Source organism: Paenibacillus sp. WLX2291, assembly GCF_046603665.1.
Lineage (GTDB): Bacteria > Bacillota > Bacilli > Paenibacillales > Paenibacillaceae > Saccharibacillus.
Genome location: NZ_CP176755.1, coordinates 1,954,398 through 1,971,665, shown reverse-complemented (window position 1 = coordinate 1,971,665; position 17,268 = coordinate 1,954,398). Strand labels below are relative to the sequence as shown.

The following is a 17,268-nucleotide window of genomic DNA, read 5'->3' as shown; positions in this document are numbered from 1 at the left end:
TAAAGCATTCTCATATTCGCAAGGATAAATGTGATTTTATTTAATGTTAACGTGAACATTTTATTACAAAAGCATTTCTTGCCACATATTGTAACATCATTTAGACTAAAATGGTGTAAAAAAACTACATAATTTAGAAATGGAAGATTGGAGAATGGGAATGTTTCATCATCAGGCTTGTTATGTTGTAGCTTTATCAGGAAGGAGCACGCTTGTACGAATGCAATCAAACTAGAACGTAAACGAAAGTGAATGTTAACATGGAGGCGTATCATGAGTAAAATTTTCATTTTTTCAATATTATGGTGGCTGCTGGGCAATCCATTTCTGGCGCTGCTTGTGATGCTTGCCATCATCTATGTGCTAGATCGCCGATTTGTCGGTATTTTCCCAAGCTTTGTGAAGCCACTCAAGCGTATGAGTCGGATTCGTGCCTTGCGTCGGCAGGCAGCTAACAGTCCGAGCGATATGTCGGCTCGGTACGATCTGGCGCGTCTGCTGCTGGAGCGTCGTCGTTATGGTGAAGCGCGGCAATGGCTAGAGCAGATTGGTCATGCTTATGAGGATTCTGCTGAATATTGGGATGATCTCGGCACAACACTGCTGCATACCGGAGAGCCCGCAACGGGAGAGCAATATATTTTAAAAGCATTAGAATGGAATCCACGGGTAAAGTATGGCGAGCCTTATCTGCGGCTGGCAAGTTATTATGCCCGTCACGATCAGCAAAAGGCACTGCAAGTACTAGAACGATTCCGCGAGATTCAATCGTCCTCGTGCCGCGCCTACTATATGCTCGGTCAACTGGAGCGCGCACTTGGTCATCAGCAGGAAGCCAAGCAATCGTTCCGTGAAGCGGTCAACGTCTACCGTTCGCTGCCAAAATACAAAAAACGCAGCGAGCGCGGATGGGCAATCCGCAGCTGGCTACGCAGTCTGGTGTAGTATATGTTCGATAGCTGTTCAAGCTTGCTATATTAGTTTGTATCCTCATATCCAAAAATCTGGCGGCTGACTGCTTTGAGCAGGGGGCCGCTTTGTTTGTACCAATTCAAGCCTTCATCCAGTCGCTTCGCCTGCGAAATGACTACATCCGCCTGATCGATACCTTCAAAATATCGGCTTAGGAAATGCATAAATACATCCATCCGCCGCAGTAAAATAAGTAGCGGCAATCGTACCGCCTCTGCTTCCGTCAGCTTAACGACCGAAGCGTATCCTTTTAGAAAAGCAGTGCAGCGACGTTCATCGCCAGTGCTCCATTCCATACTGGTTAACATATCGGATAGACATACCGCTGGCTCCATCGCACGCAGATCACGGGTAACAAATTCAAAATCAAGAATCGCCGTAATCTGTCCATCCTCCGCTTGCAGCATATTCGATGCATTAAGATCACCATGAATCAACTGATGCGGCAAAGAAGCAAGCCGTGCAATCCGTACGAGCTGCTCGCCGAGACGCTCACCGATCCGATTCAGCGTCTCACGAATACCAGCAAAGTCCTCCGGCGGATTGGCGCAAAATGCTTCCAATCTCCCCGGGCTACATAATGGATACGATTGACCGAGACGATAATACGGCGGATATACCGGATGCAGATCAATATCAATCTGCGCCAGCGCCGCTGACAATCGTCCTGCGGTACGTCCAAATTGGAACAGCTGCTCATCCGTTACCAGTTCCGGGTTACTGCCATCCATATAATGAAATAATGCTGCCAGACGACCGCCTTCTTCACCACGCTGTGGTGTTGCTTCCGTTACATAGATCGTATCACCATGCTGATCGCGAACAGGCTTCGGAATCGCCAGATCGGTCAACACTTTCGGTAGCATAAATAACACTTCGTGCTCATAACGTACCTTGTCTGGTTCACGATGCGTTTCATAGCGGCGCAGCACATAACGCTGTGAGGCATGATCAATAAACATGGTCGTGTTGTTCATGCCGCCTTTGCCTTCTACCATATGCCAATTCCCGGACGGGAAATAGTGATCTGCCAGTTGTTCCATATCATTCATTGCTTCGCGTTCCAAAGATTCCCCTCCTTGTTGCCTTTCATGTTGCGCGGGTATAGGGAAGGGAAATGCCGGCATAGCGAGGTACTGCCTGCGCCATCCGGTGAGGTGACAGGTCAGATTTCAATCATATGCCATGGTTCCAGCAGCCTGCTCGTGCTCCCCCAGCCGCTTGTATGGTAACAGATTGTATGTCCAATCTGTATCGTTCATTGTACGTCCTATATGAATATTCCAATCAAAAGGACGTTCCCCTTTGCCTTCACGCGGCTATTCAGCCTGTTCCGGTACGTATTCGCCGAAAGCACCGCCGCTTCCTGCCTTGCATGCAAAATCCGGTCATGCGCCCTCGTACTGATTGTGGCTGTCGATACGTTAAACAGAAGAATCAGTCGGCACCAAAGCTATATGATAACACGAACAGGCGGCTGTGAACACTTTTTCGTAGTGAAGTAGAAAAGATCAAGGAAACAGACGGAATATAGGATACTATGTTCATAATAATCTCTCTATGTGCGTCTTCATACGTACAAGCTGCCAAACGATAAAGCACGAACAAAAAAGCACCGCTGGATGCACTATTCGGACTATGGATTGACAAGTTGATCGTTCCATCGTCAGAAGTGCTTCCCGGTGCTTGTATTGTAGTGTGTAGATTCGTTTCCTCTATTCCATGATCAAACATCACGAATAGATGCGTTTCATACCGCCGAATCTATCTAGAAGGTACAATGTATCTGGCAGGCAGATGATATATATGCAGTAGCTGTACTTATTTGTGTACAGACGGCAGTGGACTCGTTGCTGGGGATACTGCCTGACGACTGCATTTGTCAGCTGCGCTCTCTACTGCACGTAGAATGCCGCCGTATCCGGTACAGCGACACAGATTGCCGCACAACCCTTCTTTTACCTGCTGCTCATCCGGGTTCGGACAGCGATTCAATAATGCTGTAGTCGAAATAATCATTCCGGGTGTGCAGTAGCCACATTGAAATCCGCCCTCCTCCAGAAAAGCCTCCTGTACCGGATGCAGTTCCTGCGGCGATTGTCCATGCAATCCTTCAATGGTCGTTATCTCTGTTCCGCTGCACTGATATGCCATCGTCAGACAGGAGTTAACCGGCTCGCCGTCGATCAGTACCATACAGGCACCACAGCGCCCGATCTCGCAGGACACTTTCGTACCGGTCAGATTCAGATCGGCACGCAGAATGTCTAGCAGACGACGCGACGGATTCACCGCCAATTGTCGTGTTTCTCCATTAATGACTGCTGTCCAATTGCTATCCGTTGTTCTCGTCATGTGCTAACTCCTTCCTGCTGCCGCATACTGACTGGTTGGATCAATTGATCGCGCGGTACTGGCAAATGATTGACCCAGATGCCCACCGCCTGCCGAATGGCTGATGTCATTGCCGGCGCTAGTGCAACCGAGCCAATCTCGCCGATCCCGCGTGGACCGAATGGATCGTTATTCGGCAAATCTTCAATGACTTCTACTTCTAGTGAACGGTGCATATCCTGAATCGTCGGGATGATGTACGTATCCATATTTTTCGTCATATAATGTCCATCTTGCATCAGCGCATCCTCGGTTAAGGTAAATCCAAGCGCCATCACGCTACCGCCTTCGATCTGCCCGATAAAACCCATCGGATTGATAACCGGACCAGCAGCGACCGTATGATACGTATCCAGCAGCTTGACATTACCAGTCAGCGTATTCACTTCCACTTCGGCAGCAACCGCTGCATACGTATACAGAAAATGCCCGCCTACTACTTCATCCGGTGTAGTCGGATACGAAAACTCCGTATCAAACATCAATTCTTCTGCTTCGCTTGCCGCTACAATGTCACGATAATTCAGCACAAATTGTGCATCTGGCGATAAAGCTACACCTTTATACTTCGCAGACACATGCCCTGCGGCTTGCTGCCAGATTCCCTGCGGACCGGTCGTTAATTGCTCTAGGGGAATGCCGGTAAGTTGATGTGCTTTGTGCAAGATACTTTCCAGAAATGGCACCTTCAAACGCTGTAACGCCATCCATGCCATCGTAGTGGAGCGAGACGCTGTACTGGAACCGCTATGCGGCACTTTGTCCGTATCACCGATGACGATATGAATATCGGACGGATGACACTGGAACAGATCAATCAGCATCATCTCCATCGTCGCAATCAAGCCTTGTCCAAATTCTTCGTAACTAAAAGCAACTTCGATCTGCCCATGTGCATTCAAGCATAATCGTCCACCTGCCGGATCATCAATACCATACCCTAGTCCAGCTCCATGCATCGCCAGTGCTGCCCCAATTCCGCGCTTGATCCATGGTGGCTGCTGTTCATTGTGCGATTGTATTTGACTACGTCGTTGCCACAGCTTGGAATGCTCTAACGTCTCCATCACCTGCTCCAATCCATTCGTTTCCCAGATTTGCTGTTGCAGGGGTCCGGGATCGGTAGAGTGACGACGGTTTAACAATCGAAATTCCCATGGGTCCATCTGAATCAGCTCTGCCAATCGATCCATCTGACCTTCCATTGCAAAGATCGCCTGATTGCCGCCAAAGCCACGAAATTCACCAGAAACGCCATTATTCGTATATACAGATACACCTTCCACATCAATATGCTCAATGCGATAAGGTCCCATACAATGCTCAGTTGCAAAATTCAGCACTGGCGCTCCCAATGTGGCATACGCGCCAGTATCAGCAACGATGCGCACCCGATGTGCCAGTACATGACCATGTTCGTCCATGCCTGTTTCCATCTCAATCTTCATCGGATGGCGCTTCAAGCCTGCACGTACCGATTCCTTGCGCGAATTGTGCATTTTGACTGGACGACCACTTTTCAGTGCAAGCAATGAACCGTATGGTTGTACATTCAGCTCATCCTTGCCGCCAAATGAACCGCCGATCGGACTGGAAATGACACGAATGCGCTCTTCCTCCCAATCCAGAATGCGAGCAATCTGCATCCGATCTTTATACCCGTGCTGAGTTGGCGCGTAGACAGTCAATCTGCCATCCGCTTCCGGGATAAACAGACCACCTTCCGTTTCCATATAAGCGTGCATCTGGCGCGGTGTGCTGTATTCCTGTTTGACCACATAAGCGCAGCGCTTCAATGTAGTATCGGTATCGCCATATTTGACAGCGGTGCGGTGCAGTACATTGCCCTGCGGATGTAGACGCGGTGCCGAATCTTCCAAAGCACGTAGCGGATCGGTGAGCGTCTCTAGCACTTCGTATTCAACAGCGATCAAGGATAAAGCATGTTCGGCAATATCCGGTGATTCCGCTGCCACCGCTGCAATTGCATCGCCGATATAACGCACCCGGTCTTCACATAGCGCAGGCTGATCCGGTGTAGCGATGCCAAAACGATTTAAGCCCGGCACGTCATGATGCGTAATGACAGCAATTACACCCGGATACTGTTCCGCTGCCGATGTATCCAGCGATACAATACGTGCATGTGGATGCTCGCTGCGCAGAACGCGTCCGTACAGCATATGTTCAGCGGTCATGTCGGTCAGATAACGTAACTCGCCAGTCACTTTTTCCTTGCCATCCCGGCGTTTGCGCCAGCGTTCTCCACTATTCTCACGAGTAAGCAGCATGAACGGTCACCCCCTTTTCCCCATTGCTTGAATACTTTCCCACAATCCTGCTGCCAACAGATTGCCAGCGCTGCGCTGACGGTACGTATCTGTTGCAAATGGATCGCTATAGCTGATAAACTCTGCGGTTACCAGCTCCGCCAGTTGCGTCGTAATCGACGGATCGTATATTTGCCCTTCCAGCCATTGCTCACAATTGTACAGTCGCATACCAAGACCAGAGCCGCCACCTGCTGCTATACGCACATGCAACAAACGTCCATCCTCCGCTATCCATGCCCGAAATGCTACCGTTACGAGTGACGGTGTAAAAGCTTCGCGCCGTCCAAGCTTGCGGAAAAATCCTAGCTCCCGCCACGTCTCTCCATGCTGATCGCTCCATAGCTGTACACTTGCGCTATCCTGCATACCGCCAGAAGATAGCATATGTCTCTCATTGGATAGAGTATGCATATCATTGGCTACAATATGTCTATCATCGCGCTTCAATCTCAAAATGGTATCGTTATCTGCATGGTGCTGCTTATCATAATTAGACTGCACTTGATCAGACTGCGTGTTGGCCGTAGCGAGTCCTTCCAGATCGTGCGACGCTGACGTCGGATCCATAGCAATATGTGCCACTGCATCTACAGGTTCTTTTGGAAAATGAATACCGAGCAGGACAGCCTGTATATTCTTCTGTCCCTGCCGTAGCTGATCCATCCAATCGACGACTGGCTGTTCATATATACTGTCGGTTCGGTCTGAATCTGCCCATACCAGACGAGCATGATGCACAAGCAGTGCAGGCAGAGCATCGCCGACCGCGGAAGTGATATTGCCGCCGATCGTTGCCAGATGGCGGATCGATGGAGCAGCAATATGCTTGCAGGCGCTATACAATACAGCCGCATATTGCTCGACCTGTTTATCAATACCAACTTGCTTTAGCGATGATAGCGCTCCGATCAGCAAGCTATCTGCGTGCTCCTGAATGTTAGTGATGCCGGGAATAGTATCCAGCCGAATCATATGTTGTGGAAAAGCAGCAACTCCATTTTCCCATTGTGTCCGTAGCAAAGTGCCACCTGCAACGAATGCGGCTTCCGCTCCATACTGCCGCTTCAGACGTACAGCTTCCTCTGCATCTTCCGGCTCCCACACGATAGGTCCTTGCTCTACCGTTTCTTCACTCTGCTGTATGCTCATGATGACACCTCCATATAGCTCCGATTTTTGAATATTGAACTTATAGTATCGGAGAGTGTTTTTCATGTCAACTAAATTGACTTTGTTTTGTGGTAAATATAAATATGAGTGATTGTTTTTGTTCTTATATCCTATTTTGGAGCTTATGAAGATATGGATTGTTACTTTTTTATTGCTAATTATACGTATGTATTCTCTGTATCGATATAGAAATTCGATTTCTATCAGAATATATGTAATATTTAATAACATACGTCCGATTGTTCGACTCAATCGAACGTATGTTATCCATTAGCTTCCCTTCCCTATCACTATACTTATTTCCAGTACGCTTCATGTAGTGGCATTCCGTCTGCATCTAGTTCTCGCTCAGATGACGGCGGATGGTTGCTAGTGCTTCCGGTGTATCGGCATCGTAGAATATATGAGCTGGCATCGGTATTACAGCGCCATGCAACTGATCTGAGGACAATAACTTGCGCGCTCCCTGATCACCTTGCAATTGCGTCAACTGCTGCCACACGGATTGTGAAAATACAATCGGCGGCATTGCGGTTTCTTTGTATGAAGCCGCTACATAATCCAGTTGCGGATTATCTAGCGCATACTGCGTTAGTTGTTGCAGATGCTTGGTTTCAATTAGTGGCTGATCTGCCAGCACAATCAATACATGCGAAGCTCCCGAGGCAACGATCTGTCGCATACCAGTACGAATCGAATATGACATGCCTTGATCTGCCTGTTCGCAAACGATCGTTTGCAAACGTCCGTCGCTCTGTTGCTGCCATTGATCACATTCAGCGACCCATGCTGCTGACGAATGTGGAGAACGAACAACAACAACGGATTGCAACGATTGTGCTGCCATAACTGCTGATAATACGTTACCACCGATAGTGATTGGGTGTGCTGGATGGAAATGCGTGGACATTTGCATAGGAATGGGTTCGGCATGTGAGTCAGAACGGGTAGCAGATTCAGAATACGAATCGGAACTATCGCACGATTCTGTCTCATCAAGTGTGACCAGAGCAGATGGCGAATGACTGGGCAATGACAAAGGCAGGGAAAGTTTGTCCCTGCCCATGCGACTACTGTTACCGGCTGCCAGCACGAGTGCGGCGATGTTCATGAACGGTAACCTCCTTGCTGCGACTCTGTTTACCACGCTTCACAGCAATCAGCTCAGCAGCAATGCTGATTGCAATCTCGTCTGGTCCGTCAGCACCGATAGACAAACCGACTGGCGAATGCACATGCGGATAGTTCGGCAATCCTTCGAATAACCGGCGTGTTCGTTCCGATGAACCCATAATACCGAGATACGCATAGGGGCAACCTTCTAGCAGTTCGATCCACTCTCGCTCACGCGGAAAATTGTGACTCATCAGCAACAGATAATCACCCTGTCCCGGCTTGATCTGCTCTAACAAACGTTGCGGGAATCCGATCACACACTGCGCTCCGGGAAAACGCACCGGCGTACACAGTGTCTCCCGCCAATCGCCAATGACCACATCAAATCCAGACGATTGTGCCAGCATGCTAACCATACGCGAATCATCACCTGCGCCGATCAGTACCAAACGCGGCTTAGGACGATACGTACGTACAAACACATAGTTACCAGTGGAAGGATCACTCTGTGCCGATTGTCCTTTAGACTTTGGATCAGGATCAGGTGTGGAATACCCATGCGCCAGTACTAGCGGGGTTGGAGATAACGGTAATGAAGATCCCACTGCTTCCGATTCATGCTCACTCCGGTTAGGTTCTCCATTGTTTATGCTATGTCCCTCTGACAGCAACTGATAATTCACCTCTGCACCATTCCTGTCAAAGCTGCGAGTCAGCATCACGACTTCGCCGCGTCCTAAATGATCATTCATAGATAGCAACGTATCTCTCAATATGCCTCGTACTGGCTCTAGTAAAATATGCAGCAGTCCGCCGCAGCCGATATTTTCGCCCCAAGATAGATCATCTTTGGGACGCATATCATACTCTACCATGCAGACACCTTCATGATTCCAAGCTTGCTCCACGCGCGCACACAGATCTTCTTCCAAACAGCCCGGACTGATCGTACCGTAATGGCGACCGTCCTCGGTCAGGATCATGGAGACGCCTTCCTTGCGGTATGCATGCCCTTCCACATGTACTACCGTTGCAAGAACAGTTCGGATATGGCGTTGCTCCTCACTCATTGCCGCTGTACACAGGTCTTTCATATCCATCGTCTCCAACCCCTTTCCTGTTATCGTTGTCTCTTTTATTAGCCGATGCGAGTGATCAGACGTTTGATCGAACGATCAGCTTCGCGCAGGACGATGCTGCGATCAATCGTACGCACCTGACGATTGTCCAATACGATCTGTCCGTCGATTAGCACGGTATCCACGTTGCTGCGCCCAGCGGAATATACGACTCGCGAATATACATCCACATCATGCGAGGGGAATGTATGATAATCTTCCAGATCGAGCAGAACGAGATCGGCTTTTTTGCCCACTTCGATGCTGCCGATTTCCTTTGCCAGTCCTAGCACTTCGGCACCGCCCATCGTTGCCATCCGCAGTACGGTACGCGCATCCATCACGGTTGGACCATGCGGCACCTTTTGGATCAAGGCAGTCATACGCATCTCCTGAAACATATCCAGATTGTTATTGCATGGTGCGCCGTCTGCCCCAATACCGACATGAATATGACGATTCATCAGATCAGGAATCTCGGCTATACCGGAAGAGAGCTTCATATTGGAACCCGGGCAGTGCGTTACTTTGACACCACGCTTGTGCAAAATTTGCTTCTCCTCCTCACTGAGCCAGACACAGTGGGCAAGAATGAGACGTGGATTCGCGAGTCCGATATGATCGAGATAGACGATATTGCGCATCCCGCGTTCCTGTTCCACAAGCGCGATCTCACCGCGATTTTCGGAAGCGTGGGTATGGACTTTTACATGATATTGCGCGGACAAGTCACGTACTTCGGTTAACAGCTTTTCCGTACAGGAAACGACAAAGCGTGGGCAAAACGCATACTGAATACGTCCGCCACCGAAGCCATTCCATTTTTCCAGCAAATCGACACTTTTTTGCAGCGATTCTTCGGTATTTTCCTGTAATGGAAGAGGCACATCGTCACCATGATCCATCATGACTTTACCGGAAATGACCCGCAGCCCGCTCTGCGCCATTGCCTGAAAAGCGGAGTCTGTATGGTTAACCGTCTCCATATCGCAAATGGTCGTCGTACCGCTAGAGATCAGTTCGCCGATGCCAAGCAATGCGGAATAATAGATCGATTCTTCATCATGTGCAGCTTCCAGCGGCCAGATGCGCTTACGCAGCCAGTCCATCAGCTCCATATCATCTGCTCTGCCTCGGAAGATCGTCTGACACAGATGAATATGCGTTTGGATAAAGCCTGGCAACAACGTCTTGCCACGTGCATCAATCTCGCGATCCGCCACATCGTCCAGATGCGGAGCGATTTTGACGATTTTGTTATGTTCAACGAGTACATCCCCGATCAATACTTCTTCACTTTCGTTCATCGTTACAATTTGTGCCTGACGGATTAAGATGCTTCCCACTTTCATTTCCCCCTCTGATCTGTACATGCTGCTGAGCTTACGTATCGTTGTAATGATTGTCATGTAACTCTGCATTGCTCCCGGTCATATTATCGCTCAACCGATATACCTAACGGCAAAGTAACATGACGACATTTGCAGCAAAGCCGGACAGTCGGGAAAGAATAGGCAGATGCGCTAACATCTGATTCTTTGCCCGAACACTGTCCGGCTTCTCATTGCAATGATGTGGATACCTTCAAACCATATGTTCAAACCTAATTGCCTTCATGAAACGGCTCAAATGCCAATCGCAATCCCGTCGCTACGTGGATCAGCAGCACCGCTTAATACACCATTGTCAGCGATATGAATTCCCTGTGCCTCGCCCATCAGCGCGTCATAATCGCGCACCGACTCAACGCTATGCCCATAAGCTTCCAGTCTGGACGAAATATCGCTGTACGAGCGATTCTCAATTTTGAGCGTATCGCTGACATCGCCCCATGTGCGACCGTACAACCAGCGCGGCAGTGCAATTGCCTGCTGCACATTGAGTCCGTAGTCGATGACACCGGTTAAAATGGACAGCTGCGTTTGCGGCTGACCTTCCCCACCTTGCGTACCGAGTAGCAGATACGGCTTGCTATTTTTTAGTACCATGCCCGGCATCAATGTATGGAATGTACGCTTGCGCGGCTCCAGTACATTCGGCAGCCGATCATCCAGCGAGAAGAACGATCCACGATTTTGCAAAATCACTCCGCTCCCGTCCGGCACATATGCTGAACCAAAGTCAAAGTACAAACTCTGGATAAACGAAACAGCATTACCATCCTCGTCTACAATTGCCGCATAAGCCGTATCCTGACCCATCGCCGCCGACAGATGCTCAGCCGCTTGCGGACGTGACTGCATCTCATGCCACAGCTCCGACGCATACGTCTTGGAAAGCAGACGATCTAGCGGAATATCGCGGAAGTTCGGATCGGTCAAATACCGGTCGCGATCACGGAACGCCTTTTTCACCGTTTCTGCCATTAGATGATAAAATTCCGGCGAGAAGCGAGCGATATTCGATACATCTGTATGCTCCAGCATATTGAGCATCATGAGCAGTGAGAAGCCCTGCGTATTCGGCGGCATCTGGTATACCTCATGTCCGCGATATGACGTAGAGATAGGCTCCACCCATTCCCCGCAATGAGCGGCAAAGTCATCCGCCGTCAGCACACTGCCATCACGCTCTGCCGCCTGTCCAAGACGCTGTCCCAATGCACCTGTATAAAAATAATCTCGACCGTCCGCTACAATGCCGCGCAGCACTTCCGCCAGTCGCGGCTGATACACCATTTCGCCTTCTTGCAGTGGTTCGCCATCACGCAGAAAGGTTTCACGCAAATAATCGTCTGCGGTCAGCCATTCCAGATCACGCATAGTCCAGCGCGCCAGACTCGGCGATGCTGGAAAGCCTTCCTCCGCATACCGGACAGCTGGTGCAATCACCTGCTCCCACGATAGCTTACCAAATCGTTTCCATACTGCTTCCCATGCGTCCACCATGCCGGGTACCGTTACTGCGGCAAGCGGACCACGCTGCGGAATGGACGTAAATCCTTTATCCAGATAATGAGACGTTGTAGCTGCGGCAGCAGAGCGCCCGCTACCGTTATAGCCGTTCACCGTACCCGTTTGTTGATCATAAATTAAAAAGAAAGCATCGCCACCGGTTCCGGTCATATGCGGATAAACAACGCCGAGCACAGCGCTAACGGCGACAGCGGCATCAATAGCATTGCCACCGGATTGCAATATAAATGCGCCCGTCTGGCTTGCCAGATAATGAGGCGCGGCAACCATCCCTTTGCGCGATTGCGGCATGATGTTCATCAGCACGGCACTTCCTCCTTATTCGCGTAGATTTGTAGAGCAGCTTGAACGCCTTCACCGGCGGGTAACTTGAATCCATGATGGATGAGCGCCGCTTCCAGTGCGCCTAGCACATGCAGTACATTTTTCCGACTACTACTGTATCCCATGCTGCCAATCCGCCAGATTCGACCTTTTAGCGGACCAAACGAACTGGCAATCTCGATACCAAAATCGTCCAACAGCATCGAACGTACACTTTCGCCATCAATGCCTGCTGGAATCTCGATGCAGGTTACAACTGGCAAGCGATGCTCATCGCCGCCGAACAGTTGCAGACCCATCGCTTTTACACCAGCAACAATGGCGGCACCATTTTGACGATGACGAACAAAGCGTGCTTCCAAGCCTTCGTCATGCAAAATGCGCAATCCTTCGCGCAATCCGTACAGCATGGATGTCGCTTCTGTATGATGATTCAGTCGTGCAGGACTCCAGTAGTCCTGCAACTGTGCCAGATCAAAATAATTGCTGTGAATGCGACGTGTATTCACCTCATCGCCCGGTGTACGTAGACCGCGCTCGATACTTTTCCGAGCCAGAATCTTGCGCTCGGCGCGCTCATTGTACGTAATAGGCGCCATGCCTGACGGGACGGACAGACATTTCTGTGTGCCGCCAATGACGGCATCGATCTTCCAATCATCCGCATATACCGGTACCCCACCGATCGTCGCTACTGCATCGACAACGAACAGTACATCCATCTCACGGCAAAAGTGACCAATCTCGCGCAGCGGCTGCATACAGCCGGTCGATGTCTCGCCATGTACCATCGCTACGATTGCTGGACGATGCTCACGAATGGCTGCTTTCACCTGTTCAGGTTCAAATACAGTGCCCCATTCCGTCTCCAACGTAATCACTTCGGCACCGCAACGCTCAGCAATCTCGGTTAGCAAATGACCAAATCGTCCATAGATCGGCACCAGCACTCGATCACCCGGCTCCACCAGACTGACCATAACGGCTTCTAGACCAGAGCGAGACGTACCATCTACCGGATAACACCACTGGTTGTCCGTTACGAACAGTCCGCGCAGCATCTCCATCGTTTCATTCATCAATCCGGTAAACGCAGGATCAAATTGACCCAGTATAGGATAAGATAACGCCCGCAGTACACGCGGATCGACTTCTACCGGTCCCGGCGTCATAATCGTGCGCGGCGGCGGGGACAATTCTTTGTATTGTTTCATCACGATCACCTCAATAAGCAGTTTGATATAACCATTGTGTCAGTACGCGGAATCCTTGAATCAGATCATCCGGTGCTGTATATTCCAGCGGGTTGTGGCTAATGCCATCCCGGCTCGGTACGAAGATCATTGCTGACGGACAGACATTGCCGAAAATCTGGGCATCGTGTCCCGCTCCACTCGGCATCTGACGACTAGTAATGCCGTCCTGTTCACAAATGTGCTGTAACTCATCAATCATATCGCTATTCATCAGCACCGGTTCGGCACGAAGATTCTCCTGCCAGAACAGCGTCATTCCATCACGAGCAGCAATATTCACCAACTGACTGCGCAGTTGCTCTGTATATTCGTCCAGCACCATGCTATCCAGATGACGAATATCCAGCGTGAACATCGTTTCCCCCGCGATCACATTGGACACGCCCGGAAATGGCTGAATATTACCAACCGTCGCTACGAGCGGATCGCCAACTTCTAGCGCTGTACGTCGAACAATCGTGATCATCTCTGCCGCACAAGCAAGCGAATCGCTACGCCAGCCCATCGGTGTCGTTCCCGCATGATTGCTCTCACCTGTTACACGCACCTCAATGCGGCGTTGACCGACAATACCAGTTACAACACCGATCTGCTGTTGACTGCGTTCTAATACACAGCCCTGCTCAATATGCAATTCGATATACGAACCATGCTCACGTTGTGCCAGAGCATACGGTGATTCCGCTCCAAATCCGGCTTCACGAATTGCCTGCGATAACGATACACCATCGCGATCATGTACATTTGGTAATTCATTTACATTATATTTGCCAGCGATATTGCCTGATCCCCAGTATGTTAATGGAAACCGACTGCCTTCTTCTTCCGCGAGCGACAATACTTCCAGTGTACGCTTCGGTTGCCCGTAAGCTTCGCGCAAGTACGATAACGCCAGCACCCCGGCAACAACGCCATAAGCACCGTCATATTTACCACCCATAATAACGGTATCAATATGCGATCCGGTTGCCACTGTTGGTAATTCCGGCTGTGTTCCTTCCAGCCGCCCGGTCAGATTTCCCACCTGATCATAAAAGGCATCCAGTCCATGTTCCTTCATATAAGCTGAAAGTGCTTGTTGTGCGTCCACCCATTCCGGTGTATACAACAGGCGTGTGACGCCGCCCTGTGCATCAGCACCATGCTGAGCGAGCCATTCCAGCATCGGATTCAGTCGTTCACAATATTGCTCCAGCAGCGTTGCCGTCTGTTTAGCCATATGTTACACCTCCCGGCTGATACGCCACGAATTGTCCAATCTTTTCCGGTATCAATCCGTCTTGTTCGCGATAGACAGATTGTCCACGTACTAACGTCTCGACAACCGTCGATGAAAAGTCATATCCGATATAAGGGCTCTGACGATGTTTATCCAGCAAATGCTCCTGTTCCAGCACAGCACCGCGATTCAGATCCACCAGCACTAGATCGGCATCATACCTTGCGGCGATGCGACCTTTGCGATAATGGAGTCCAAGTCGCTCTGCCGGAGCAACCGATAGCATATTCATCAGCTTGGGCAACGCAATGCCGCGGCGATGAAATCCTTCTTCCAGCATAAGCAGTAACGTGCTCTGTGCACCAGAGATACCACCCCATACGTTGAAAAAGTTCGCTTGCTGCTTCATGTCGGGCGGACACGGCGAGTGATCAGAAGCGATCATATCGATCAAACCTAGCTCTACCGCCTGCCATAATTGTGCCTGCTCATCAGCACTACGCAGTGGCGGAGCACATTTGGCGACAACGCCTTTATCTACCAAGTCCTGCTCATTCAGTACGAGATAATGAGGGCATGTTTCTACTGTGACATTCATGCCTTCTGCTTTGGTGGCAGTAATAACATCTACCGCTTCCCTACTACTAATATGCACAAAATGCAAGGCACAGCCCGTTTTCCGCGCCAGATGGAGTGCATGTTGTACAGCTTTTACTTCAGCAGCTATAGGGCGGGAATGTGCATAATCCAGTTCGCCAGTACGTCCTTCCGCTTGCGCCTGTGCAGCCAGCTCAGATACGATCTGCTCATCCTCCGCATGTAACGCCAGCACATAACCAAGCCTTGCTAATTCTTTCATACCGTCCAGCAGTGTCTGGTCGTCAGCACGGGTGAAGATTTCTTCCCCATCACCGCCCGGTTCAGACATAAATGCCTTGAAGCCCGGGACACCGCCCTGTGCAAGACCTTCCAGCTCTGCCGTATTGCCTTCCACCAGACCGCCCCATAGCGCATAATCAACATGCGAATTGCCATCGGCTGCCTGCTGTTTCAGCATCAACCGCTCTGCATTGGTCGTTGGCGGCACGCCATTTAGCGGCATATCCACATACGTTGTAATTCCGCCCGCAGCGAGCGCTGCCGATCCAGTCGCAAATCCTTCCCAAGCATCCAATCCCGGCTCATTAAAATGCACATGAATGTCCACAACACCAGCCAATATGTGCAGTCCATCAGCCTGAATAAGACGGGACGATGGTCGTTCCTTCAGCGAAGGAGCAATCTCTACGATGATTCCATCACGAATGCCGATATCCAGCTTTTCCGTACGATCCGGCAGTACCACCGTTCCGCCTGTAATGATACAATCGAGCGCCTGCGTCACAGCGGTTCCCTCCTCTGATTCAATCATCTGATGAAGTCATTTCTCCATACTAGTTATCTATGTTTCAGAACAATAATATTAGCTGCCGCGGTATGTACTATAACCGCCCGGCGAGACAAGCAGCGGAATATGATAATTACTATTGATATCCTGAATAACAAAACGAAGTGGAATCACATCCCAGATCGAAGCTTCCGCAGCCGGTACGCCTAATTGACGATGATAGTCGCCTGCGTAAAAATGCAATTCATACGTACCTGCTACCAGTTCAGCCCCACTCAACAACGGCTGATCTACCCGACCATCGCTGTTCGTTACAGCGCTTCGTAGCGGCTGAGCTTCACCATGCCGATACAGTTTGATTCGTACACCGACGGCGGGACAGCCCTGCCCCAGATCCAGCACATGAGTCGTCAGTTTGCCGCTCATACTGTAAGCCCCTGCTGCGCTGCCCAGTCACGCATCCGCAATCCGACGATGATGTGTACCTGCTCCAATGCTGTCGCAAACTCCTGTTCCGCTGGTTGACCGTTCCGCTGCTCCATGATATCGAGAATTTGCTGCGCATTACGCCCTTTGACCGCCAGTATAAAAGGAAACTGATATGACGCCGTATACTCGCGATTCAGACGTGACAGCTTCTCATATTGCTCCGGTGTCAGATTGTTAAGTCCTGCACCTGCCTGCTCGGATTGCGAATGCTCCGTCATCTGGATACGTGTACCGAGATCTGGATGCTGTCGCAGCAGTTCCAACTGCTTATCTTTTCCAGCTGCATCCACAACAGCTTTCATTTTATCTAACACATCCTGTAAGTTCGCGAACGGAGCCTGTGCCCAAGTCTGCTCTGCTACCCACGGCGAATGTTCATATAGTCCACCAAATTGTGCGATATATTGCTCTTTTGTCCATGACGTCCATGGTTGCGTATGCTGTGCCATTTTGATCGCCTCATTATAATTGTTATTTTTGTCATTGTACGTCAGGTTATTGTACATATCAACCAGAGGTCTATTTTTTTGTTATATAAAATAACATTGTACTTATGATTTGTGAATTATGCCTTA

14 protein-coding genes are annotated in these 17,268 nt (G+C 49.9%); 1 reads left to right on the top strand and 13 read right to left on the bottom strand.

Translation table 11 applies throughout. From position 1 onward, the window contains the following. The first annotated feature begins 273 nt into the window (after positions 1-273). On the top strand, positions 274-945 hold the full coding sequence (locus ACDE64_RS08500) for a tetratricopeptide repeat protein (RefSeq protein WP_411349688.1): 672 nt from the start codon (positions 274-276) through the stop codon (positions 943-945). A 32-nt stretch (positions 946-977) separates the two neighbouring features. On the opposite strand, the gene ACDE64_RS08495 is transcribed toward ACDE64_RS08500, so the two are convergent. From ACDE64_RS08495 to uraD, 13 genes are all read right to left on the bottom strand, one after another. Next, positions 978-2,039: a phosphotransferase gene (locus ACDE64_RS08495; RefSeq protein ID WP_411349687.1), complete on the bottom strand. Its 1,062-nt coding sequence runs from the start codon at positions 2,037-2,039 to the stop codon at positions 978-980. A gap of 754 nt (positions 2,040-2,793) precedes the next feature. Continuing rightward, complete coding sequence (locus ACDE64_RS08490) at positions 2,794-3,327, bottom strand: (2Fe-2S)-binding protein (protein WP_411349686.1); 534 nt, start codon at positions 3,325-3,327, stop codon at positions 2,794-2,796. Continuing rightward, positions 3,324-5,657 carry a xanthine dehydrogenase subunit D gene (gene pucD / locus ACDE64_RS08485; protein ID WP_411349685.1) on the bottom strand — a complete coding sequence of 778 codons (2,334 nt, stop codon included), beginning with the start codon at positions 5,655-5,657 and terminating at the stop codon, positions 3,324-3,326. Before pucD ends, ACDE64_RS08490 begins: the two co-directional genes overlap by 4 nt. 6 nt (positions 5,658-5,663) lie before the next feature. After that, positions 5,664-6,848: an FAD binding domain-containing protein gene (locus ACDE64_RS08480; RefSeq protein WP_411349684.1), complete on the bottom strand. Its 1,185-nt coding sequence runs from the start codon at positions 6,846-6,848 to the stop codon at positions 5,664-5,666. A 358-nt stretch (positions 6,849-7,206) separates the two neighbouring features. Further along, positions 7,207-7,980 (bottom strand): NTP transferase domain-containing protein, encoded by a 774-nt coding sequence (locus ACDE64_RS08475; protein ID WP_411349683.1) that lies wholly within the window; start codon positions 7,978-7,980, stop codon positions 7,207-7,209. Next, a complete protein-coding gene (locus tag ACDE64_RS08470; RefSeq protein ID WP_411349682.1) occupies positions 7,946-9,085 on the bottom strand; it encodes an XdhC family protein in 1,140 nt (379 codons plus the stop codon). The genes ACDE64_RS08475 and ACDE64_RS08470 overlap by 35 nt, the downstream gene beginning before the upstream one ends. A 38-nt stretch (positions 9,086-9,123) precedes the next feature. Further along, positions 9,124-10,449, bottom strand: a complete 1,326-nt coding sequence (locus tag ACDE64_RS08465) for a 5'-deoxyadenosine deaminase (RefSeq protein WP_411349681.1) — start codon at positions 10,447-10,449, stop codon at positions 9,124-9,126. Between the two features lie 279 nt (positions 10,450-10,728). Continuing rightward, positions 10,729-12,318, bottom strand: coding sequence for a gamma-glutamyltransferase (ggt, locus tag ACDE64_RS08460; RefSeq protein ID WP_411350255.1), 1,590 nt, complete (start codon positions 12,316-12,318; stop codon positions 10,729-10,731). Continuing rightward, positions 12,318-13,556: a pyridoxal-phosphate-dependent aminotransferase family protein gene (locus ACDE64_RS08455; RefSeq protein WP_411346036.1), complete on the bottom strand. Its 1,239-nt coding sequence runs from the start codon at positions 13,554-13,556 to the stop codon at positions 12,318-12,320. The genes ggt and ACDE64_RS08455 overlap by 1 nt, the downstream gene beginning before the upstream one ends. A 10-nt stretch (positions 13,557-13,566) precedes the next feature. Continuing rightward, positions 13,567-14,817: an allantoate deiminase gene (allC, locus tag ACDE64_RS08450; RefSeq protein ID WP_411349680.1), complete on the bottom strand. Its 1,251-nt coding sequence runs from the start codon at positions 14,815-14,817 to the stop codon at positions 13,567-13,569. Continuing rightward, the gene (allB, locus tag ACDE64_RS08445) at positions 14,810-16,201 is read right to left on the bottom strand and encodes an allantoinase AllB (protein WP_411349679.1); all 1,392 of its coding nucleotides are present in this window, start codon (positions 16,199-16,201) and stop codon (positions 14,810-14,812) included. The genes allC and allB overlap by 8 nt, the downstream gene beginning before the upstream one ends. 78 nt (positions 16,202-16,279) lie before the next feature. Then, complete coding sequence (gene uraH / locus ACDE64_RS08440) at positions 16,280-16,630, bottom strand: hydroxyisourate hydrolase (RefSeq protein WP_411349678.1); 351 nt, start codon at positions 16,628-16,630, stop codon at positions 16,280-16,282. After that, positions 16,627-17,142, bottom strand: coding sequence for a 2-oxo-4-hydroxy-4-carboxy-5-ureidoimidazoline decarboxylase (gene uraD, locus ACDE64_RS08435; RefSeq protein ID WP_411349677.1), 516 nt, complete (start codon positions 17,140-17,142; stop codon positions 16,627-16,629). Before uraD ends, uraH begins: the two co-directional genes overlap by 4 nt. Between the last annotated feature and the right edge of the window lie 126 nt (positions 17,143-17,268).

Excerpts from the sequence above, each read along its gene's own strand:
- ACDE64_RS08500 (WP_411349688.1), top strand. The coding sequence starts at position 274 with ATGAGTAAAATTTTCATTTTTTCAATATTATGGTGGCTGCTGGGCAAT.
- ACDE64_RS08490 (WP_411349686.1), bottom strand. The coding sequence starts at position 3,327 with ATGACGAGAACAACGGATAGCAATTGGACAGCAGTCATTAATGGAGAA.
- pucD (WP_411349685.1), bottom strand. The coding sequence starts at position 5,657 with ATGCTGCTTACTCGTGAGAATAGTGGAGAACGCTGGCGCAAACGCCGG.
- ACDE64_RS08480 (WP_411349684.1), bottom strand. The coding sequence starts at position 6,848 with ATGAGCATACAGCAGAGTGAAGAAACGGTAGAGCAAGGACCTATCGTG.
- ACDE64_RS08475 (WP_411349683.1), bottom strand. The coding sequence starts at position 7,980 with ATGAACATCGCCGCACTCGTGCTGGCAGCCGGTAACAGTAGTCGCATG.
- ACDE64_RS08470 (WP_411349682.1), bottom strand. The coding sequence starts at position 9,085 with ATGGATATGAAAGACCTGTGTACAGCGGCAATGAGTGAGGAGCAACGC.
- ggt (WP_411350255.1), bottom strand. The coding sequence starts at position 12,318 with ATGAACATCATGCCGCAATCGCGCAAAGGGATGGTTGCCGCGCCTCAT.
- ACDE64_RS08455 (WP_411346036.1), bottom strand. The coding sequence starts at position 13,556 with ATGAAACAATACAAAGAATTGTCCCCGCCGCCGCGCACGATTATGACG.
- allC (WP_411349680.1), bottom strand. The coding sequence starts at position 14,817 with ATGGCTAAACAGACGGCAACGCTGCTGGAGCAATATTGTGAACGACTG.
- uraH (WP_411349678.1), bottom strand. The coding sequence starts at position 16,630 with ATGAGCGGCAAACTGACGACTCATGTGCTGGATCTGGGGCAGGGCTGT.
- uraD (WP_411349677.1), bottom strand. The coding sequence starts at position 17,142 with ATGGCACAGCATACGCAACCATGGACGTCATGGACAAAAGAGCAATAT.